This window comes from Vibrio sp. 10N.261.51.C6, assembly GCF_041471785.1.
Classification (GTDB): domain Bacteria; phylum Pseudomonadota; class Gammaproteobacteria; order Enterobacterales; family Vibrionaceae; genus Vibrio; species Vibrio crassostreae_C.
On record NZ_JBFRPB010000054.1, the window covers coordinates 1 to 19608 of the forward strand.

The following is a 19608-nucleotide window of genomic DNA, read 5'->3' on the forward strand; positions in this document are numbered from 1 at the left end:
TTGTGTATAAGAGACAGCCTGTTGGGAGCTTTTTTTGTTTTTTTGGGTATTACGTTGTCGAGCATGCTCACTTACATTCGTAAGCTCCGCGTGCTCTCCTAGAATTTCAAACAACTACTTTGAAAAATATTGATACTAGAGGCTCCTTAATAGGGGTCTTTTTTGTACTTGGAAGTTTTAAAATTGTTGTCGAGCATGCTCACTTACCCCCGTAATCTCTGCGTGATCTCTTAGAATTTCAAACAACTACTTTGAAAAGCAATGATACTAGAGGCTTCTTTAAAGGAGCTATTTTTTGTATCTGGTGGCTGGTGGATTTGGGATTAAGAGTAAAGAAAAGCGGGTATTAAAAAGGGTTAATGCTTTCACATCAACCCTTTGGTATTTGGTAGTGTCGATTCTACTTTTTGATGCTAAGTAGGGTGCCTGACTTACACTTGAAAGAGTAGTAGTGGCGGCTTTCACTGAACTTACCTAGGCCTTCGCCATCACAGTAGTCGATGTTGATGTCACGCATCACTTCTAATGTGTCTTCGCTGTTCAAAGCGAATTTAGAGCCATCAGAACAGACAATACGAACTCGTTCATCATGGCTTACAGAGTAAATATCGACTTCAGTATTACACAGCTCAAAAGAGGCTTCGCGAAAGTTGTCTTGCTGAGTATTTGAAGCGCAACCTGCGGTGAGTGCGGCTGCGATAACGGCTAAAAGTCCGAGTCTTTTCATTGTTAATCCTTCACTATCATCAAGTTGAGTGATGAGTTTTATATGCTGGTTTAGGTAGCCTATACAACAATACGCTTTGGTTCAAGGCGCGTTCGTTGACTCTAAGATATAAAAGTATAGGTGCATACAGATAATTTATAATGGGTTTGCTGCGTGTTTCCTTATTACGTATCACCAACAAAAAAAGACCAACACAGAGGTTGGTCTTTAAATAGGAAGATTTTTTAAACGACTATCGAAACTGTTTAGCTTCTGGAAGATACTCAAAACCAGCAGACGCGAGCTTAGCGATTAAGGCTGCTTTGTCGATTTCGTAGAAGTTGACCACTCGATCTAAATCACCACCGAAGTCGTCACGTAGCTTCATGTTGACGATACTCATCAACATTACAGGATCCATTTTTTCAAAATTAGCGAGGTTCATATTAGTCCTCGAAATCTGAGATCAGCAGGTTTGCAGCGGCAAAGGCTGCACGCTCACGCGCTTCTTTAGGAAGAGACTCATCGGCAGCAAGGTCATTCAATGTTTTTACCGCGCAGGTGATCGCTTTAGGGATATAGCCTTGGTCGCCACTGCCAATTTGAGAATACAGTTCACGCACCAAATCACAACAATCGTATACTTTCATTTTTATACCTAACCAAATGATAACTGATCTCAATATACACATAGAGATAAGCAAAAACAAAGTGGATCTGATTAAGTTCAGAGTTAGTTTGTCCTTGCTCAATATCTCACTTGGTTAGCTCGCTGCTTAGGCCGTTCTTTACGGCTTCGTTTGGTACTTGCCGATTAGCCAGAGACTTGTTGTTCAAGTTGATAGGTGACTTCATCAGCAAGATTGAGCTGTTTCGCGAGCTCTTTCAGGTACGCCTTTTCCATGAAATTCTGTTCGTCGGCCACAATCAAAGAGGCTAAGTAGATCTCACTCGCCTGTTGAGGTGACGTTGCCAGTTGAGCGATTTCGCTTGGGTCGAGTGGCTTATGCAGTTCTTCAGAGACCAATTTAGTCAGTTGATAATCAGCGCCCATATTCTCGACGGCTTGCTCTATCTTAGCCATCTCTTCTTCATCAACATGGCCATCAGCTTTAGACGCGGCAATCATCGATCGTAGAATCAGCACGCTGTGGTTTGCATCATTTTCATCAAACTGAGCCTGTTCGGCGTTAGGTGTCTGGCCTTGTTTGGACTGGTAGTCGTTGTAGACTTTATAAGCCAAAGCGCCCAGTGCTGCTGCGCCGCCAATCCCAGCCGCTTTCTTACCCATTTTCTTAGTCTTCTTAGAGCCCATTAACGCACCTAACAGTCCTCCGCCAACTGCGCCTGCACCGAAGGCTCCGAGTGTACTTTTACTGCTACTCTTACTATTGCTGCCTTGAGAAAGGCCACTTAAACTTGAAGACCCTTGTGAAAGTTTCTGAGTACCTTGTTTTACGAGATCTGATTTAAGTGCTTGGTTCAGTAAGCTTTTGATATCCATCGATACCTCCAATGGTGAGCATGTCCAAAAAGTTGATGACACCAATATACGGATTTAAAGATGAACAGGGGATTAACTTACGTTATTTACTCTACTGATAAATAGAAGGGAGTTTGAAGCGAAATGACAGGCACAAAAAAGGCCACCTAACGGCAGCCTTTCAATGTTTATCTAGTCAGTAATCGGATTACTAAGCTAGTTGAGCCTTAAGGTGCTCGATAACCGTGTCCATTGCGATAGCTTCTTTATCACCAGTACGACGGTTTTTGTATTCGAAGTTACCTTCGTCCATGCTGCGATCGCCGATAACGATAGTGTGAGGGATACCCACAAGCTCGATATCTTTAAACATAACACCAGGGCGCTCTTTACGGTCATCGAATAAAACTTCGATACCCATAGCTGTTAATTCAGCGTATAGCTTCTCAGCTGCTTCTTTAACGCGCTCAGATTTGTGCATGTTCATTGGTACGATAGCAACTTGGAACGGCGCTAGTGCGTCTGGCCAAGTGATACCGAATTTATCGTGGTTTTGCTCGATAGCAGATGCAACAACACGTGAAACACCGATACCGTAACAACCCATCTCTAGGATTACGCTCTTACCATCAGGACCAAGCACGTTACAGTTCATTGCTTTAGAGTAAGTATTACCCAGTTGGAAGATGTGACCCACTTCGATACCACGCTTAAGCTGGATAGTACCTTTACCACATGGGCTAAGGTCACCTTCAACTACGTTACGTAGGTCTTCAACTTGAGCAAGCTCAACGTCACGACCCCAGTTAATTCCGAAGTAGTGCTTACCGTCTACGTTTGCACCAGCGCCGAAGTCACTCATTACAGCAACTGAGCGGTCAACGATGAATGGTAGCTCTAGGCCAACAGGGCCAAGTGAACCAGGACCAGCGCCAACAAGTGCACGGATTTCTTCTTCAGAAGCCATCTCTAATGGAGAAGCAACCTGTGGAAGGTTTTCTGCTTTCACTTCGTTAAGCTCGTGGTCACCACGGATGATTAGAGCAATGATATCTGCTTCTACTTCATCAGATGCTTTAACGAATAGAGTCTTAACTGTCTTCTCGATTGCTAGACCGTGTTGCTCTACCAATTCTGCGATAGTTTTCGCATTTGGTGTATCAACCAGTTCCATCTCTTGAGTTGGTGCTGCTGCATCTTCAGTAGGAGCAAGTGCTTCTGCTTTTTCGATGTTTGCTGCGTAATCTGACTCAGTTGAGAATGCGATTAGGTCTTCGCCGCTTTCAGCAAGAACGTGGAACTCTTGAGAGCCGCTGCCGCCGATTGCGCCAGAGTCTGCCAATACTGGACGGTATTCAAGGCCCATACGGTCGAATGCTTTACAGTAAGCATCGTGCATCGCTTGGTAAGACTTTTCTAAGCCTTCTTTGTCGATATCAAAGCTGTACGCATCCATCATAGAGAATTCACGTGCACGCATTACGCCAAAACGAGGGCGGCGCTCATCACGGAATTTAGTCTGGATTTGGTACAGATTTAGAGGTAGCTGTTTGTAAGAGCTGATCTCGTTACGTACTAGACTCGTTACCACTTCTTCAGCTGTTGGGCTAAGAACAAATGGACGAGAGTGACGGTCTGTGAAACGAAGTAGCTCAGGCCCCATCTTTTCAGAACGGCCAGTCTCTTCCCAAAGCTCAAACGGTTGAACTACGGGCATCAAGATTTCAACGGCACCTGCATTATCGATCTCTTGGCGAACGATATTTTCGACTTTACGCAGTACACGTAGACCAGTAGGTAGCCAAGTATATAAACCTGAAGCTAGCTTACGGATCATACCTGCACGTAGCATCAGCTGGTGGCTGATAACTTCTGCGTCGTTTGGAGTCTCTTTCAGAGTAGAAAGAAGGTAGTTACTGGTACGCATTCTATGGTATCCGTTTCATCATTGATAAAAGAAAACTTGCTGTCGTTCGTAACCACAGCAAATCTGATATAGCCGCATATAATATCAGCCTATTTGGGATCTCAAAAGCGTTCAATGTCAGTTACATTGATGAAAAGCGTTTCAACCACGAATTTCACGTTAAGATTGAACAAATTTACCGCATATTCCTTGTTGTCAGGCTTGCCTTTTTTATAGGCAGGTCGCGGATCTTGGCCTAATACTTCTTTGATCACCTGAATGATATGGCGCGCTTGTGGATGGCTTGCGAGCTTACTTTGCGCTTGCTGCGAAAAGTTAACGTCGAGCACTTCTGGTTCATCGGCGGCAAACCCTCCCAATGCATCCGGAATCGAATCTGAATAGGGGATATAAGGCTTGATGTCGATGATCGGTGTACCGTCTACTAAGTCGACGCTGCCGAGATCCAACCAAGTCTGTCCTTTCTCTTGAGACACACCTTTTAGTTCAACCGCAGACATGCCAATTCCATTTGGTCTGAATGTGGCACGTGACGCGAATACACCAATACGTTCATTCCCGCCAAGGCGAGGTGGCCTCACAGTTGGTTTCCAGCCTGCTTCAAGGTTCTTGTCGAACAGAAATAGTAACCAAACATGGCTAAATTGCTCTATATCACGAACAGACTCAAGGCAGTTTGCTGCATCAACCAATCTGACTCTTGAGGTGGATGTGGGTACCAACCTGGGCTGCCTTGGCACAGCGAACTTCTCTTTATAAGGAGACTCAATAAAGCCAACAGGTTCAATGGTGTACATAGTTGGGTGTTCTCTGATTACGATTAAGACGGAAAAATATCATAAAATCGCTTGTTTTTCTTTTGATAATAATTATCATTTGCAATGTTATAACATATCAAAATTAGTTATTTAAGGGAAATACAATGAAACCGAATATCCATCCAGATTACCGTCCCGTGGTTTTTCATGACACCAGTGTCGATGAGTACTTCTTAATCGGCTCAACGCTAAAAACAGACCGTACTATCGAATGGGAAGACGGCAATACTTATCCTTACTTCACGATTGAGGTGTCGTCAAAGTCGCATCCTTTCTATACGGGTAAACAACGAGTGCTACATAAAGAGGGACGTGTTGCGAACTTCACTCGTCGTTTTGGTCAATTAGGTAAGGGAGCGAAATAGAATGAAAGTTGTGAAATCACTTAAAAGTGCGAAAAGTCGCCATCCTGATTGCCAGATAGTAAAGCGCAGAGGTCGTCATTATGTTATCTGCAAAACCAATCCGAGATTCAAAGCGGTTCAGAAATAGTCAGTCAAATTGATGTGACGCGAGTGTAAAAACGAGGGGAAAGTCAAACTTCATTCATTTGTCTGTTTTTCTTTTCCTTCGAGAGGAACTTAACCGGATATCGAGTGTGCATTTAACGTACGATGTATTTTATTTTCAAGTGAATCAATGGGTTATATTGTGAGTTATATTTCTAGTGAATGCGTTGTTGTAAATTATAAATCTAGTTTTTGTGTTTAATATAGATTTATTTGCTAATTAATTGTTCAAATAGAGTTAAAAGTCGTCGCTTGTTACACACTTTGTAACATTTTGAATTTCTAATTGATATTTTTGTCGCGTACCCTTCGCTGGCAATTTGAACATCTTTGTCACAATTGCACAGGAATCACTACACAAGGAGGGAACAGATGAGTTCATCTGCTTCAATAAAAAACAACGCACCAAAAAAACCTATTTTCACACGCTTTTTAGACAGCGTTGAATATTTGGGGAACCTTTTACCCCACCCAATCACTCTTTTTGCTATCTTCTGTGTCGCAATCCTAGTTTCTTCAGGTATTGCTGGTTACTTTGAAGTGTCTGTCATGGACCCTCGCCCTGAAGGTGCTAGTGGTCGTGCTGCTGATGGTATGATCCACGTTGTAAGCTTACTTAATGCTGAAGGCTTACAACTCATCGTAACGAATCTAGTTTCGAACTTTGTTGGCTTTGCGCCACTTGGTACTGTACTTGTTGCAATGCTAGGTGTTGCGATTGCTGAACACTCAGGTCTATTATCTGCGGCGATGCGCGGCATGGTAATGGGCGCATCTCAGCGCATGGTTACTGTAACCGTGGTATTTGCCGGTATTATCTCTAACACGGCTTCTGAGCTAGGTTACGTAGTACTTATCCCTCTTGCAGCAATGCTTTTCCACTCATTGGGTCGTCACCCATTAGCAGGTCTAGCGGCAGCATTTGCTGGTGTATCTGGTGGTTATTCTGCAAATCTACTTATCGGTACGGTTGATCCACTGCTTTCTGGTATCACAGAAACAGCAGCACAAATGCTTGATCCATCTTACTCTGTTGGCCCTGAATCAAACTGGTACTTCATGTTTATTTCGACCTTCTTTATCTCGATTGCCGGCGCATTGGTAACAGAGAAGATTGTTGAACCTAAACTGGGTAAATACAATGTCGAAGACGCGTCTGAAGATCTTTCAAATGACTCAATGGGTAAGCTTACTGCTATTGAGAAGAAAGGCCTTAGATTGGCGGGTGTCGCTGTATTAATCGTGAGTGCGCTTTTAGCTTGGACTGTTGTTCCTGCTGACGGTGTTCTACGTTCAGAGGCGGGCACGATTTCAGGCTCTCCATTCCTGAAAAGTATCGTCGCGTTTATCTTTGTATTCTTTGCTATTCCTGGTTTTGTTTACGGCAAAATTACCGGTTCAATGAAGAATGACCGTGATGTGATTAATGCAATGGCAACGTCGATGTCTTCAATGGGCATGTACATCGTTCTTGTATTCTTTGCTGCACAGTTTGTTGCTTTCTTTAAGTGGACGAACTTTGGTCAAGTGGTTGCTGTAGGCGGCGCAACATTCCTTCAGGATATCGGCCTAACGGGTCCAATGTTGTTCTTCGCATTCATCCTAATGTGTGGTTTCATTAACCTGATGATCGGTTCAGCTTCTGCACAGTGGGCAGTAACAGCGCCAATCTTCGTTCCAATGCTAATGCTAGTAGGCTACGCACCTGAAACGATTCAAGCGGCTTACCGTATCGGTGATTCAACAACCAACATCATTACACCAATGATGAGCTACTTCGGTCTTATCCTTGCCGTAGCAACTCGCTACATGAAGAACCTAGGTATCGGTACACTGATCGCGACAATGTTGCCTTACTCAATGGTATTCATGTTTGGTTGGAGCATCTTGTTCTACCTATGGGTATTCGTATTCGGTCTACCAGTAGGTCCAGGCGCTGCAACGTACTACACGCCTTAGTTGTAGAGTAGGGGAAACCTTCTTCTAATTGATATTAAAAAACCTGCATTGTTTGCAGGTTTTTTGATTTTTTATGGAGAGATAGAACTAGGTTAAGCTCGGATGAGCCAGCTAGCGTTTGGCTAGAATTCTATCTAAGTGGTTGGCAAACTCACGACGGTCGGTTTGAGAAAGGGCACTTGGTCCACCCGTTTGGATGCCACTTGAGCGCATGGTATCCATAAAGTCACGAATGTTCAGACGCGCTTTAATGGTCTCTTTGGTGTAAAGCTCACCACGAGAGCTGAGTGCTTGCCCACCTTTAGTGATCACTTCGTCAGCCAGAGGGATATCGGATGTAATCACAAGATCGCCGGGTTCAGTGCGCTTTACGATTTCATCATCAGCAATATCAAACCCGCTTGGCACTTGAATTGAGTGAATGTTATTGCGTTTAGGAACGGGAACCAGATGGTTTGCCACAAAGGTACATTCAACCCCTGTGCGCTCAGCTGCGCGTACGATTGTTTCTCGGATAACCTTTGGACAAGCGTCCGCATCAACCCATATCTTCATAGTGTTCTATTTCTCTGTTAGCTTATTTATCGGTCAACTTATTGCTCAGTTGCCTTATTGATCAGTTGGTTTAGCTTCAAGCATGGCAACGCGAGCAGTGAGTTCAAGGATTTGCTTTTCCAGTTGGCTAACACGATCAAGTGCTGGATCTTCTTGTGTCGCGACTTCAACTTTAGGAACACGATTTGCGCTTTTCCAGCTCTTGATGGTCGTGATTAAAGCGGGCATCGGAACGGATGTGCTCATACGAGCCTTAACTAAAGCAACTGTCGGCTCTTTCCCTTGCGCTTGCAGTCCTTCAAGCACTGATTTCAACTCTTCAGAAACATCTTTTGTCAGCATGTTGATCTCCATTTTTAGTCTTTAGTCATTTTACTCGCTCTGGTGAATGATAGCGAATCATAAAACCGCCCATGGCTTGTGAGAGATCTCTTACAAAGGTTGTGAGATAACACGAATACATCGCTAGAGAGATTGATGTGCATATGGTTAAGCTGTTGAATTTTAATTGTTTTATATAATTAACAACTTTCTTGAATTCAAAATGTGATGCAAATCTATTGTCCGAAATCCTAAATCGCGTAAATTAAACCTTGTCGGAAGGATTCTGACACGGAACAGGAAAGCACCAAGGATTTGGTTATCTTCAGGATGAAGATTTGGTTACTTAGGATTGAGTGATCAAGCATGGAGCGTAAGGACATTGTAGGGATACAGTCAGTTAACAGGAAGTTAGCTGCAACGGAATGACAATGGACACCTTTAGGATTAAAGGGTTGGATTAGCATCAGGACGATGTAAAGGACACCGCTCACGGAACAAGTGATGTGCGCTAACTAGGATTGTTAGCTTTCAGGATGATTGGACACCGCTAGGACGGCGAAGTAAAGGAAAGAGCTGAAGGATTACAGCCACTATTATGGATGATGCATGGAGCATTAATTAGTAGCCGGACTGCTGCGAGTAAGACCCTAGCCCTGACACTTCGGTGTCGGGGCTTTTCTTTGCCTAAGGCTTTTTCTCTATCTAGGGGCTCTCTTTAATTCAGGAGCTTTTATCTAAGCACGCGACATCTGCTTTTCTGCTAATGGTCAACACAAGGAGTGTTTTATGACGATAGCAACCTCAAGAACGCTGTTGGTACCTTATACCGAGCAGTTAGAACATGACTTTATCAAGTTGAATTGCTGCCCCATCAATCGTGCTGAAATGAACGGGCCGCATTCTATTGCCTCTGCAAAACACCTATTTCAAGAAATACTGAACGACAATGTTGGTTTTTGCCGAGCCATTATCCACAACCAAACCCGCGAATACCTCGGGCATTTGTTTGTTTCGTCTGAAGAAGGGAAGCATGAACTGGGATTTATTCTGGACAAGGAGTTTTGGAATCAAGGCCTTGCTAGTGAAGTGCTAAAACCTTTCTTTAGTTTGGTTTGTTTTGAAGAACACCTAACGAATGTTGTCGCGACCGTTAATGTTGGTCATAACCCATCAATTAAGTTACTTGAAAAGTTAGGCTTTGCATTTAAAGAGACCAAACAAGATCAGTTTGGCCCTTATCATGAATATAGTTATACCGCGTATTGCGACGTTACATTCTATGAGGCTGTAGCTCAAACCGCATAGAACGGAAGCCCACCATGGTCAGTTTCCCTTGGTACAGGTCATCACCTAACGCTGAAAACTCAAATTGATACACGGTGTGCCAGCGCCAAATGGTGGTGAGCTCATGGCGCATCTTAAGTTTATGACCACTAAAGGCAACACTTAATAGCTGTAAGTCGAGCTCTTTACATTTTCTCGCAATGGCAGCTTTCGCAAGCTCGGATTGCCTGCGCTGTTGCCAAAACAGAAAGCAAAAGAAGCACAGCATCAAAATAGCCAATAAGTTATCTATCATTTAATCCATACTTCCTTTTATCTCTCTATTCCGTTCGTGATTTGAGCTTTTTGTTATGAGCTACTGAGCTGTTCTGTCTGGTATCTATTGCGACTTAGCCGCTTGTTGTAATTCTACAAGTGCATTGGCGAGTTCTGGTGATGGGTTCGAGTTCAATAATGGTAAAAATACCATTCTCAGTGTCGGAATCATCACTAAATCTGCAAATAACTGATTGAACAAGTTTTGGTTGCCCGTTTGTGCGAGACGCAGCAAGAACTGCTCAGCAATCGCAGGATCTTGCAGTGCGTGCCAGCTGCGACCAGCCAAACCAATCAATACTTCTTGGTGGCTTAAGCGCGGGCTAGCCAGAACTTGGTTAATTACGGCGTTGGTTGTGCTTTGCTCTGCGCCAGAAAGGGCACGTACCAGTGCTGACAGTAAGAACAGATCTGGCTCTTGACTGTTAATCTCATTCTCTGCCATTTCTTGTAAGCGTTGAGCGAGCTTGTCATTGATTTGCGTATGCTCAAGCGCCCCGAGAGTCGCGTATAGAGGTTCTGAAGGCAGCTTATTCAATGCTTTGCGAATCGCGACACCATTTTGTTGGCCGCCTAAACGAGCACACATATCAGTGATGCCTTGTAGGCCAACGGTTTTCCAGTTGTCCCAGCCTAGATCGCCTGTGAAGTAGTGTTGAGCGTGTTCGTAGTATTGGCTCGTTGCAAGGTCTAAACCTGCTCTTACTTGGCTATGGAACACGGCCATTTTGTCTTCTGAAGGCTTGAAGGTATATGGGTTGTTTGACAGCTTTTGTTGTTGCTCTTCGCTGATCTCACCGTTCAAACGTGTGCCCATCGCTTCGATAACAAACTTAAGGAAATTGCCGACATCACCTTGATGTAATAGGCCTCTTTCGTCCAGTTTGAATTTTAGGAACCAGATCCAAGGTTGCTTGTGTTCGTTCCAGTAACTAATCGCTAAGTGAGCTTGTTTCTGAAGTGGAAATGGGTACGGCTGTTTCCCTTGCTCAACATCAGAGAATAAGGTGTTGTCGATCTTCTGAATACGGCGACCTAGGTCGTAGATATCGTACTGGCAACCGCTATTCTTTAGTAACTGAGTGAGCGTGTGAATCGTTTCCATAGTAATAAAGCTCCTAACTTTCTTTCCTAAATAGATGGTACTCTATGCCCCAATTTCAAGGTCACTAGATAAATAACTTGGTGAAAAATGACAGCAGCCACAAAGTTACCTCTTTTACTTCAACAATTAGAAGAACAAATGCGCCAATGTTCGCTATGGAGCACGCTTCCGCCTTCGGATGAAGCTCTGGCGAGCGTTGAACCTTTCGGGATTGATTCGTTACAACCGGAAGAGTGGTTGCAGTGGATCTTTATCGTTAAGATCAACGCAATGATGGATGCCCAAATGAGCCTACCGAAAGGCTTTGCTATCCATCCTTATTTTGGTGAAGTGTGGAAAAATGAGGCAGACAAAGTCGAACTGCTAGTGACAATTCAGAACATTGATGAGGTATGTGCGTAATGTTAGAGATCATTTATCAAGATGAGTACTTTGTCGCGGTGAATAAGCCCGCTGGCATGCTAGTGCATCGTTCATGGTTGGATAAACACGAAACGCAATTTGTTATGCAGACATTGCGCGATCAAATTGGTCAGCATGTATTTCCATTACACCGCTTAGACAGACCGACATCGGGTGTGTTGGTGTTTGCGTTGTCGAGTGAGGTTGCTTCACAGGTGATGCCAATGTTCGCTAATCATGAGATGCAAAAAACCTATCATGCGATTGTCCGTGGTTGGATAGAAGAGGGCGATACGCTCGATTATGCACTTAAGGTTGAGCTGGATAAGATCGCAGATAAGTTCGCGAAAGAAGACAAAGAAGCGCAAGAGGCAGTGACAGTCTATGAACCGCTAGCAAAAGTAGAAGTGCCATATTCAACAGGACGCTTTCCTACGAGCCGCTACTGCTTGGTTGAGATGATGCCAAAGACAGGTCGCAAACATCAGCTGCGTCGTCACATGGCTCATCTAAGACATCCGATTGTCGGTGATACTTCACATGGTGATGGTAAGCACAATCGACTGTTCCGTGATGATTTAGATTCGCATCGTTTGTTGTTGCACGCTTCTGAGCTTCGCTTTATCCATCCTTTCACAAAAGAAGAGTTGGTGATGAAGGCCAACCTTGATGAAACTTGGCTAAGGTTGTTTGAAACCTTTGAGTGGGATACTAACTTAATCGATGCTCAAACTTGCTTGTCTAAGTAAGTCTCGCGTGTTTAGGCAATCTCCAGTCTAAGTGAATAGAGAAAATAGAATAAAAAACAAAGGGCTGATAGTGATATCAGCCCTTTTTGTATCTGTATAACCTTAACGGCATAACTAATGTTGGTTAGTTAACAGTAATAGTTAGTCGCGGGATCATTTTAGCTTTTCTAGATCAGCTTCGATCTCAGCGATCTTGCTTGATACCACTTTCTCTAGATGGCGTAAGTCGGTAAGGATCTTCTGCTTCACATCCACCTCAGCCGTTGGCGTCGGTTTGGTGATTTTGTTGAGTTCATCAATCACAAGAGTGAGGTTGCGGTTAATCTCTGTCACTTCTTTGTATTGATTATTGCCACCGCTAACAAGCACACTTTTTACTTGTCGTGGGTACTTAAATTTAACGCTTTTCGCGAACAGTTCCCCTTTCTGCTTACGAAAGTAAATCTTCAGGATATCTTTGTGCGCTTCTTGGCGAAGGGAGTAACGTTCAATCTGTTTAGGTTCGTGGATACCTAAGCCAGTGAGGTTTGGATACATAAGCGACCTCTAGGTTATGAATGTAATACTTTTATGTAATTGACTTGATCAATGTAGCAGCCTAACGACGAGCTAGATAGTTGATATCTGTGAATTGATTGTAAGTTGTGGGCAAGATCGCTCTCTATCTTTGCCCACACTTATTTGGTTATTAAACCTGTTTTTAGACTGAATTCGCTTTCTAAGGTGCGAGTTCAGAAACGTGCTCGGTTAATCGTTCTCTTAGTGCCTGTTCTTGTTCTTCAGACAGCCTTCCTCCCGCTTCACTGGTCAGAATAAACAGATCCTCTGCTCGCTCACCTATGGTGGTGATTTTGGCACCGTGCAAGTTGATGTCTAGCTCCGCAAAGGTTGCACCGACTTGAGCCAATAACCCCGGCGTATCAAGAGCTCTTAACTCCATCAAGGTACGTTTCTTGCTCTTGGTTGGTAGGAACTCAACTAAGGTTTTGACCTTAAAGTGTTGCAAGTTACGTGGCGTGCGACGCGTCTTAATCTTAGTCGGGCGGCCATCAGTCAATACATGAGTCAGATGTTTAGCAACGGCTTTGTGTCTTGCTTCATCAATCGCTTCGCCGTGCTGGTCTAGTACGATAAAGGTATCCAAAACATGACCATCTTTGCTAACCATGACCTGCGCGTCATGAACGTTAAAGTTACGTCTGTCGAGTTCGGCAACCACGGTCGCAAACAGTGCTGCTTGGTCTTTACAATAAACGAACACTTCTGTGCCACCGCGCGTCGCTTTCTTACTGATCAGCACTAACGGTTGGCTTGGGTCTTCTAGGCGAAGTAAGTGCTCACAGTGCCAAGCGATTTGTTTATGTGTGTGACGCAAGAAATAATCGGCCTTAAAGCGTTGCCACAACACTTCAATCTCACGAGCGGTGAAGCCTTCTTTACGCAGCAGTGCTGATGCCATTTGTTGGTTGTGACGAATACGGTCTCTGACATCGACAGGGTTTTCCAAGCCGCGGCGCAGTGCTCGCTGCGTTGAGTGGAACAGCTCAGCTAACAGGGTTCGTTTCCAACTGTTCCATAGCTCAGGGTTAGTCGCACAGATATCGGCAACGGTTAAACAAACCAGTAGCTCGAGTGATTCTTCATCACGCACTTTTTTTGCGAATTCGGTGATCACATCTGGGTCGTAGATATCACGACGTTGAGCCGTTACTGACATCAATAGGTGATTTTGTACCAACCACGCGACTTGTTTGGCTTCAGGCTTCGATAGCCCGTGTTCAATACAGAAAGAGTAAGCCTCAACCGCACCTATCTCAGAGTGGTCTCCGCCGCGGCCTTTGCCGATGTCATGGAAGATAGCAGCAAGGATCAGCAACTCTTTCTTCTGTACTCGAGGATAGACTTCACAGCAGATAGGGTGCTTATCGTGGTTTTCGATTTGACCAAAGCGGTTGATGTGCTTGAGCAGGCGGATACTGTGCTCATCCACGGTGTAAACATGGAATAGGTCAAACTGCATCTGACCAACGATCTGGCTCCACTGCGGTAAGTACGCAGAGAGCACGCCCAATTTGTGCATTAAGCTAAAGGCTTTGTGCAGGGCATTAGGGTGGCGAACTAGATCCATGAACTTGTCACGAGCTTCAGGAATGGTATGCAGGAATCGGTTCAATCGACGGCGTGCCGTACGCAGTTGTCGCAATGTTGGTGGACTTACCCCTTCGATAGTCGAGTCATTGGCGATATGGATGAACATATCGAGAATGGTTTCTGGTCTTGCTTGGAATAGGGCAGGCTTGCGCGCTTCGATCAACGAACCTCGACGTTGGAAATCACTATCGAGAATTTCAGCGTCTTGGGTTTGACCGCCATTGATGATCGCTTGATCGAACAGCTTAAGCAGCATCTTATTCAGTTCAGCAACACGACGAAGGGTTCGGTAGAACTCTTTCATCATCATCTCAACACCACGGTTTCCTTCACCCGTATAACCCAGATGTTCAGCGACTTGAGCTTGATGCGCGAACGTTAAACGGTTGTCGTAACGGCGCAGTTCAATATGCAATGCAAAGCGAACACGCCATAAAAAATCTTGGCACTCAACGAGCTCACGATATTCAGCATCGGTCAGAAAGCCGTATTTGCTCATCTCTAACAAAGAGGTCGCGCCGAAGTGGCGACGCGCAACCCAGCTCAGGGTATGGATGTCTCTGAGCCCTCCCGGAGTCGATTTGATGTCCGGTTCTAAATTATAGGTGGTGTCGTGGTAGCGAGCATGACGCTCTCTCTGTTCTTGAATCTTGGCTTTGTAAAACGTCTCACTTGGCCAAAATGAATCGGAATGAATCTTCAGTTTTAGTTCTTGGAAAGTGTCTTCACTACCACATAACAATCGCGACTCTTGTAGGTTGGTCGCGACGGTTAAATCATCGATGCCGATATCGAGACACTCAGTAATAGTTCGCACAGCATGGCCAACTTCGAGCTTTAAATCCCAAAGTAGAGTAATGAATTGACTGACCTTTTCACCAAGAGCTGGTGGTAGTGTTTTTTGCGAGACAATGAGAATATCAATGTCAGACAAAGGATGCAGTTCGCCACGACCATAACCACCCACTGCGACAAGTGAAATATGAGGCAGTTTGTTGAATCCGAAATTTTCCCACAAACGATTGAGAAGTAAATCCATGTATTCGGAGCGCAGTAGAACCAAATCGGTGACGGGATGGTGGTTCAGAAATTCATTTTTTTGATACTGCGTGAAGATCTCGAGCTGATTTTTTAATTCGCAGATTTCAATTTGTTCGTCATTGAACGTAAGAGGGCATTGATAAGGCATAGTCTGCTATCCGTGCAAGCAAATGAGAATAGTAAACAATTTAACAGAAGCTGATGGAAAATCGAAATTGAGTGGATAAAAAATATCCTCGACAATGCGAGGATATTTTTAAAAGGCTGATGCGCTCAGTTCGGTGAACTAAGCGTTCTTCATGATACGTGGGATTGTATCATCGCTGCGCAGTGTTAGTACTTCACAACCAGTATCAGTTACAACCAGAGTGTGCTCCCATTGAGCCGAGTTCTTGCTGTCTGCTGTGTATACTGTCCAGCTATCTTCGTCATCAAGACGACAGCCAAACTTACCCGCGTTGATCATTGGCTCGATAGTGAAGCACATGCCTGCTTTTAGCACGGTGCGATCGCTGTTCTTGTAGTGAACTACTTGTGGATCTTCGTGGAATTCAGAACCAATGCCGTGACCACAGTAATCTTTAACAATAGAGAACTTAGCGCGTGGGTTGTTCTTGTTGTTTGTTTTGATGTACTTCTCGATAGCAGTACCGATTTGACCAAGTTGAACACCTGGCTTAACTTGGCGCATGCCTTCGTAAAGTGCTTCTTGAGCAACCATGCACAGACGCTTGTTTGCAGGTGAAACCTCACCCACTAGGAACATCTTAGAGGTGTCACCGTGGTAGCCTTGAGGGCGAGTACTAAGATCGGCATTTGCGTCATCAGGGATGATAACTGTGATATCAACGTTCAGAATGTCGCCATCTTTGAGTACCGCAGGTTTGAATTGACCTGTGCTACCCGTCTCGTCTTGTGACGCGGGAATGCCGTGACACACAATATGATTGATAGACGTACAGATAGACTTAGGGAAACCGTGGTAATCGAGTGGCGCAGAGTATGCACCTCTTTCTAGAGCGTACTCATGACAAAGCGTATTGAGCTCTTCCGTCGTGGTACCCACTTGGATGTGAGGTTCGATCATCTCAATAATGTCAGCGGCCAGCTTGCCAGCGACGCGCATTTTTTCAATTTCTTCAGCAGTTTTAATTTTTACAGCCATTGCATATCTCTTAATTTGGTAGCACCTAAGTGTGCATATTGGGGCTATTCTATCAGTGCAGCAATTTAGCGCAACATTACCATGTCCGTACAATACTGGAGGATACTGTTAACGTGATTAAATAATGTTCGGTTAACAGATGCAGAACCTGCTTGATATAGACACTATTTTATAGAGAAAATTTACCTTTAGAGATCAGTATAGCAGTCGCCATTTTTAGAATTTTTTCTAGCCATAGATAGACAAAATATGGTATAAAGCGCGCCGGACATCAGGACTGTTTTCTCCAATTGGCGAAACAAGCTTTATGTCCACTAACTTATTTCTTTAAATCACACACATTCCGACACATGTTCCGGGGTGCCTCAACAACACAGATAACGGCTGAAAAGTGGTTAGTTGTTAGGGGTCGGATTCATGGGGGATGTGGAGGCCTAACCCCATAGAGGATTTTAAAATGGCAACTGTATCAATGCGCGATATGCTTAAAGCTGGTGTTCACTTCGGTCACCAAACTCGTTACTGGAACCCAAAAATGAAGCCATTCATCTTTGGTGCTCGTAACAAAGTACATATCATCAACCTAGAAAAAACTGTACCAATGTTCAACGAAGCTCTAGCAGAAATCGCTAAAGTTGGTGAGAAGAAAGGTAAAGTTCTTTTCGTTGGTACTAAGCGCGCTGCATCTGAAGCTGTTAAAGAAGCTGCTGTAAACAGCAACCAGTTCTACGTTAACAACCGCTGGTTAGGCGGTATGCTAACGAACTACAAAACTGTTCGTCAGTCTATCAAGCGTCTGAAAGAACTTGAAGCGCAAGCTCAAGACGGTACTTTCGACAAGCTAACTAAGAAAGAAGCTCTAATGCGCACTCGTGAAATGGAGAAGCTAGAGAAGTCTCTTGGTGGTATCAAGAACATGGGCGGCCTACCAGACGCTCTATTCGTAATCGATGCTGATCACGAACACATCGCAGTTAAAGAAGCAAACAACCTAGGTATCCCAGTTTACGCTGTAGTTGATACTAACTCTAACCCAGACGGCGTTGACTTCGTTATCCCAGGTAACGACGATGCAATCCGTGCAGTACAGCTTTACCTAAACGCTGCTGCAGACGCGGTTAAAGAAGGTCGTAACAAAGACGTTGCTGCTGTAGCTGCTGAAAAAGATGGTTTTGTAGAAGCTGAATAATAGCGGCTCTGAATCACGCTTGGCTTAGCTAATATAGATTTTGAAATCTTTATTAAATGTAAGCTAAGTTATAGTTAGATCGGGGGCCTCATTTTGGCCCCTGATTTTTACCTTATTTTCGAATCAACCGAGGAATAGAGAATGGCAACTGTAACTGCTGCTCTAGTTAAAGAACTTCGCGAGCGCACTGGCGCTGGCATGATGGAATGTAAGAAAGCGCTTGTAGAAGCAAACGCTGACATCGAACTAGCAATTGAAAACATGCGTAAATCTGGCGCAGCGAAAGCAGCTAAGAAAGCTGGTAACGTTGCTGCTGAAGGCGCAATCATCATCAAAGAAGAGAACGGTGTAGCTGTTCTTCTTGAAGTTAACTGCCAAACTGACTTCGTAGCAAAAGATGCTAGCTTCACTGCGTTTGCAGAAGAAGTTGCAGCTGCAGCAGTAGCTTCTAAAGCTTCTGTAGAAGAGCTACAAGCACAGTTCGAAGAAACTCGCGTTGCTCTAGTTGCTAAAATCGGCGAAAACATCAACATCCGTCGCGTAGCTTACGTTGAAGGTGCTGCACTAGCTTCTTACCGTCACGGTGAGAAAATCGGTGTTGTTGTAGCTGGTGAAGGCGAAGCTGAAACTCTTAAGCACGTTGCTATGCACGTTGCTGCTTCTCGTCCTGAGTTTGTTAACCCAGAAGACGTACCAGCAGACGTAGTTGCTAAAGAGAAAGAAGTTCAAGTTGAAATCGCTATGAACGAAGGCAAGCCTCAAGAGATCGCTGAGAAAATGGTTATCGGCCGTATGAAGAAATTCACGGGCGAAATCTCTCTAACTGGTCAAGCTTTCATCATGGAACCTAAGAAAACTGTTGGCGAAATCCTTAAAGAAAAAGGCGCTGCAGTATCTAACTTCGTACGTCTAGAAGTTGGTGAAGGTATCGAGAAAGCTGCTGAAATGAGCTTCGCTGACGAAGTTGCAGCGGTACAAAAAGGTTAATCCTTAGCGTATTGTTTGAAAAAAGACCGTGGCAAATGCTGCGGTCTTTTTATGAATAGTGAACTATTTTTGAAGGCAACGTTAGTGGTTATGAATGCAAACTGACTTACTCAGTTTTTATCCATGACTGTTAATCATCAACTCTTTGGAAGGTAAACTCCATGACTACGAACCCTAAACCAGTGTATCAACGTATTCTGTTAAAACTTAGCGGTGAAGCGCTACAAGGCGAAGAAGGTTTTGGTATTGACCCAACGATCCTTGATCGTATGGCTCAAGAAGTAAAAGAATTGGTTGAACTAGGCGTTCAAGTTGGTGTTGTTATCGGTGGCGGTAACTTGTTCCGTGGTGCTGGTCTTGCTGAAGCTGGCATGAACCGCGTTGTTGGTGACCACATGGGTATGCTTGCAACGGTAATGAACGGCCTTGCAATGCGTGACGCTCTTCACCGTGCTTACGTAAACGCACGTGTAATGTCTGCAATCCCTCTTAAAGGTGTGTGTGACGACTACAACTGGGCAGATGCAATCAGCCAACTACGTCAAGGTCGCGTTGTGATCTTCTCTGCTGGTACTGGTAACCCATTCTTCACTACGGATTCTGCTGCATGTCTACGTGGTATCGAAATCGAAGCTGACGTAGTTCTAAAAGCGACAAAAGTAGATGGTGTATTTACTGCTGACCCAGTAGCAAACCCAGACGCAGAGTTGTATGATACGTTGTCTTACAACACGGTTCTTGATAAAGAACTTAAAGTAATGGACTTGGCTGCATTTACGCTAGCACGTGATCACAAAATGCCAATCCGTGTATTTAACATGAATAAACCAGGCGCACTACGTCGCGTGGTTATGGGTGAAACTGAAGGTACATTAATCAGCGACGCTGACTAATTTTTCGGGCTTACTGAGGTGTTGTACCTTGGTAAGCTTATCCTTA

22 protein-coding genes are annotated in these 19608 nt (G+C 44.3%); 9 read left to right on the forward strand and 13 right to left on the reverse strand.

Going from position 1 to position 19608, the window contains the following annotated elements; all coding sequences use genetic code 11:
* Window positions 1-400 precede the first annotated feature (400 nt).
* The 6 genes from AB4375_RS14505 to tsaA all read right to left on the reverse strand — a co-directional run bounded on the left by AB4375_RS14505 (window position 401) and on the right by tsaA (window position 4913).
* On the reverse strand, window positions 401-727 hold the full coding sequence (locus AB4375_RS14505) for a hypothetical protein (protein ID WP_017072003.1): 327 nt from the start codon (window positions 725-727) through the stop codon (window positions 401-403).
* 232 nt (window positions 728-959) lie between these two features.
* Window positions 960-1151 (reverse strand): DUF4250 domain-containing protein, encoded by a 192-nt coding sequence (locus AB4375_RS14510; RefSeq protein WP_004738555.1) that lies wholly within the window; start codon window positions 1149-1151, stop codon window positions 960-962.
* A gap of 1 nt (window position 1152) precedes the next feature.
* Window positions 1153-1356, reverse strand: coding sequence for a YaeP family protein (locus AB4375_RS14515; protein ID WP_008222923.1), 204 nt, complete (start codon window positions 1354-1356; stop codon window positions 1153-1155).
* Between the two features lie 164 nt (window positions 1357-1520).
* On the reverse strand, window positions 1521-2210 hold the full coding sequence (locus tag AB4375_RS14520) for a tellurite resistance TerB family protein (protein ID WP_017060754.1): 690 nt from the start codon (window positions 2208-2210) through the stop codon (window positions 1521-1523).
* Between the two features lie 190 nt (window positions 2211-2400).
* Complete coding sequence (locus AB4375_RS14525) at window positions 2401-4116, reverse strand: proline--tRNA ligase (protein WP_065584001.1); 1716 nt, start codon at window positions 4114-4116, stop codon at window positions 2401-2403.
* A 101-nt stretch (window positions 4117-4217) separates the two neighbouring features.
* Entirely contained in the window at window positions 4218-4913 is a 696-nt protein-coding gene (gene tsaA / locus AB4375_RS14530) for a tRNA (N6-threonylcarbamoyladenosine(37)-N6)-methyltransferase TrmO (protein ID WP_017063354.1), read from the reverse strand.
* A gap of 125 nt (window positions 4914-5038) precedes the next feature.
* Here tsaA and AB4375_RS14535 point away from each other — a divergent pair, with 125 nt between their 5' ends.
* From AB4375_RS14535 to AB4375_RS14545, 3 genes are all read left to right on the forward strand, one after another.
* Entirely contained in the window at window positions 5039-5299 is a 261-nt protein-coding gene (locus AB4375_RS14535) for a type B 50S ribosomal protein L31 (RefSeq protein ID WP_009847432.1), read from the forward strand.
* Window position 5300: 1 nt separating this feature from the next.
* Window positions 5301-5426 (forward strand): type B 50S ribosomal protein L36, encoded by a 126-nt coding sequence (ykgO, locus tag AB4375_RS14540; RefSeq protein ID WP_004734365.1) that lies wholly within the window; start codon window positions 5301-5303, stop codon window positions 5424-5426.
* A gap of 389 nt (window positions 5427-5815) precedes the next feature.
* On the forward strand, window positions 5816-7402 hold the full coding sequence (locus AB4375_RS14545) for an AbgT family transporter (protein ID WP_010436458.1): 1587 nt from the start codon (window positions 5816-5818) through the stop codon (window positions 7400-7402).
* 111 nt (window positions 7403-7513) lie between these two features.
* On the opposite strand, the gene AB4375_RS14550 is transcribed toward AB4375_RS14545, so the two are convergent.
* Together AB4375_RS14550 and AB4375_RS14555 are read right to left on the reverse strand one after the other, a co-directional pair.
* Window positions 7514-7957, reverse strand: coding sequence for a YaiI/YqxD family protein (locus AB4375_RS14550; protein ID WP_017063355.1), 444 nt, complete (start codon window positions 7955-7957; stop codon window positions 7514-7516).
* A 54-nt stretch (window positions 7958-8011) separates the two neighbouring features.
* Complete coding sequence (locus AB4375_RS14555) at window positions 8012-8299, reverse strand: hypothetical protein (RefSeq protein ID WP_372051859.1); 288 nt, start codon at window positions 8297-8299, stop codon at window positions 8012-8014.
* A 768-nt stretch (window positions 8300-9067) separates the two neighbouring features.
* Between AB4375_RS14555 and AB4375_RS14560 the strand changes: the two genes are divergently transcribed.
* Window positions 9068-9586 (forward strand): GNAT family N-acetyltransferase, encoded by a 519-nt coding sequence (locus AB4375_RS14560; protein ID WP_017060749.1) that lies wholly within the window; start codon window positions 9068-9070, stop codon window positions 9584-9586.
* On the opposite strand, the gene AB4375_RS14565 is transcribed toward AB4375_RS14560, so the two are convergent.
* Both AB4375_RS14565 and AB4375_RS14570 read right to left on the reverse strand, forming a co-directional pair.
* Window positions 9552-9860, reverse strand: coding sequence for a DUF3301 domain-containing protein (locus tag AB4375_RS14565; RefSeq protein WP_017060748.1), 309 nt, complete (start codon window positions 9858-9860; stop codon window positions 9552-9554). The genes AB4375_RS14560 and AB4375_RS14565 overlap by 35 nt on opposite strands.
* Before the next feature lie 84 nt (window positions 9861-9944).
* Window positions 9945-10985 (reverse strand): DUF3549 family protein, encoded by a 1041-nt coding sequence (locus AB4375_RS14570; RefSeq protein WP_372051860.1) that lies wholly within the window; start codon window positions 10983-10985, stop codon window positions 9945-9947.
* 87 nt (window positions 10986-11072) lie between these two features.
* Between AB4375_RS14570 and AB4375_RS14575 the strand changes: the two genes are divergently transcribed.
* Window positions 11073-11387 carry a YqcC family protein gene (locus AB4375_RS14575; RefSeq protein ID WP_017069387.1) on the forward strand — a complete coding sequence of 105 codons (315 nt, stop codon included), beginning with the start codon at window positions 11073-11075 and terminating at the stop codon, window positions 11385-11387.
* Window positions 11387-12136 carry a tRNA pseudouridine(65) synthase TruC gene (truC, locus tag AB4375_RS14580; RefSeq protein ID WP_017060745.1) on the forward strand — a complete coding sequence of 250 codons (750 nt, stop codon included), beginning with the start codon at window positions 11387-11389 and terminating at the stop codon, window positions 12134-12136. Before AB4375_RS14575 ends, truC begins: the two co-directional genes overlap by 1 nt.
* 153 nt (window positions 12137-12289) lie before the next feature.
* Here the strand turns inward: truC and AB4375_RS14585 are convergent, their stop codons facing one another.
* From AB4375_RS14585 to map, 3 genes are all read right to left on the reverse strand, one after another.
* Entirely contained in the window at window positions 12290-12673 is a 384-nt protein-coding gene (locus AB4375_RS14585; RefSeq protein WP_004734354.1) for a DUF3461 family protein, read from the reverse strand.
* Between the two features lie 181 nt (window positions 12674-12854).
* Window positions 12855-15476 (reverse strand): bifunctional uridylyltransferase/uridylyl-removing protein GlnD, encoded by a 2622-nt coding sequence (gene glnD / locus AB4375_RS14590; RefSeq protein ID WP_372051862.1) that lies wholly within the window; start codon window positions 15474-15476, stop codon window positions 12855-12857.
* A 138-nt stretch (window positions 15477-15614) separates the two neighbouring features.
* Window positions 15615-16493, reverse strand: a complete 879-nt coding sequence (gene map / locus AB4375_RS14595) for a type I methionyl aminopeptidase (RefSeq protein WP_017060743.1) — start codon at window positions 16491-16493, stop codon at window positions 15615-15617.
* Window positions 16494-16950: 457 nt separating this feature from the next.
* Between map and rpsB the strand changes: the two genes are divergently transcribed.
* The 3 genes from rpsB to pyrH all read left to right on the forward strand — a co-directional run bounded on the left by rpsB (window position 16951) and on the right by pyrH (window position 19562).
* Complete coding sequence (gene rpsB, locus AB4375_RS14600) at window positions 16951-17682, forward strand: 30S ribosomal protein S2 (protein WP_032546326.1); 732 nt, start codon at window positions 16951-16953, stop codon at window positions 17680-17682.
* A 141-nt stretch (window positions 17683-17823) separates the two neighbouring features.
* Window positions 17824-18669 carry a translation elongation factor Ts gene (gene tsf, locus AB4375_RS14605; protein ID WP_017063361.1) on the forward strand — a complete coding sequence of 282 codons (846 nt, stop codon included), beginning with the start codon at window positions 17824-17826 and terminating at the stop codon, window positions 18667-18669.
* Between the two features lie 161 nt (window positions 18670-18830).
* On the forward strand, window positions 18831-19562 hold the full coding sequence (gene pyrH, locus AB4375_RS14610; RefSeq protein ID WP_017063362.1) for a UMP kinase: 732 nt from the start codon (window positions 18831-18833) through the stop codon (window positions 19560-19562).
* The last annotated feature ends 46 nt before the right edge of the window (window positions 19563-19608 follow it).

What these genes read in the sequence shown, in the direction of transcription:
- AB4375_RS14505 (WP_017072003.1), bottom strand. Translation starts at nt 727, where the DNA reads ATGAAAAGACTCGGACTTTTAGCCGTTATCGCAGCCGCACTCACCGCA.
- AB4375_RS14510 (WP_004738555.1), bottom strand. Translation starts at nt 1,151, where the DNA reads ATGAACCTCGCTAATTTTGAAAAAATGGATCCTGTAATGTTGATGAGT.
- AB4375_RS14515 (WP_008222923.1), bottom strand. Translation starts at nt 1,356, where the DNA reads ATGAAAGTATACGATTGTTGTGATTTGGTGCGTGAACTGTATTCTCAA.
- AB4375_RS14520 (WP_017060754.1), bottom strand. Translation starts at nt 2,210, where the DNA reads ATGGATATCAAAAGCTTACTGAACCAAGCACTTAAATCAGATCTCGTA.
- AB4375_RS14525 (WP_065584001.1), bottom strand. Translation starts at nt 4,116, where the DNA reads ATGCGTACCAGTAACTACCTTCTTTCTACTCTGAAAGAGACTCCAAAC.
- tsaA (WP_017063354.1), bottom strand. Translation starts at nt 4,913, where the DNA reads ATGTACACCATTGAACCTGTTGGCTTTATTGAGTCTCCTTATAAAGAG.
- AB4375_RS14535 (WP_009847432.1), top strand. Translation starts at nt 5,039, where the DNA reads ATGAAACCGAATATCCATCCAGATTACCGTCCCGTGGTTTTTCATGAC.
- ykgO (WP_004734365.1), top strand. Translation starts at nt 5,301, where the DNA reads ATGAAAGTTGTGAAATCACTTAAAAGTGCGAAAAGTCGCCATCCTGAT.
- AB4375_RS14545 (WP_010436458.1), top strand. Translation starts at nt 5,816, where the DNA reads ATGAGTTCATCTGCTTCAATAAAAAACAACGCACCAAAAAAACCTATT.
- AB4375_RS14550 (WP_017063355.1), bottom strand. Translation starts at nt 7,957, where the DNA reads ATGAAGATATGGGTTGATGCGGACGCTTGTCCAAAGGTTATCCGAGAA.
- AB4375_RS14555 (WP_372051859.1), bottom strand. Translation starts at nt 8,299, where the DNA reads ATGCTGACAAAAGATGTTTCTGAAGAGTTGAAATCAGTGCTTGAAGGA.
- AB4375_RS14560 (WP_017060749.1), top strand. Translation starts at nt 9,068, where the DNA reads ATGACGATAGCAACCTCAAGAACGCTGTTGGTACCTTATACCGAGCAG.
- AB4375_RS14565 (WP_017060748.1), bottom strand. Translation starts at nt 9,860, where the DNA reads ATGATAGATAACTTATTGGCTATTTTGATGCTGTGCTTCTTTTGCTTT.
- AB4375_RS14570 (WP_372051860.1), bottom strand. Translation starts at nt 10,985, where the DNA reads ATGGAAACGATTCACACGCTCACTCAGTTACTAAAGAATAGCGGTTGC.
- AB4375_RS14575 (WP_017069387.1), top strand. Translation starts at nt 11,073, where the DNA reads ATGACAGCAGCCACAAAGTTACCTCTTTTACTTCAACAATTAGAAGAA.
- truC (WP_017060745.1), top strand. Translation starts at nt 11,387, where the DNA reads ATGTTAGAGATCATTTATCAAGATGAGTACTTTGTCGCGGTGAATAAG.
- AB4375_RS14585 (WP_004734354.1), bottom strand. Translation starts at nt 12,673, where the DNA reads ATGTATCCAAACCTCACTGGCTTAGGTATCCACGAACCTAAACAGATT.
- glnD (WP_372051862.1), bottom strand. Translation starts at nt 15,476, where the DNA reads ATGCCTTATCAATGCCCTCTTACGTTCAATGACGAACAAATTGAAATC.
- map (WP_017060743.1), bottom strand. Translation starts at nt 16,493, where the DNA reads ATGGCTGTAAAAATTAAAACTGCTGAAGAAATTGAAAAAATGCGCGTC.
- rpsB (WP_032546326.1), top strand. Translation starts at nt 16,951, where the DNA reads ATGGCAACTGTATCAATGCGCGATATGCTTAAAGCTGGTGTTCACTTC.
- tsf (WP_017063361.1), top strand. Translation starts at nt 17,824, where the DNA reads ATGGCAACTGTAACTGCTGCTCTAGTTAAAGAACTTCGCGAGCGCACT.
- pyrH (WP_017063362.1), top strand. Translation starts at nt 18,831, where the DNA reads ATGACTACGAACCCTAAACCAGTGTATCAACGTATTCTGTTAAAACTT.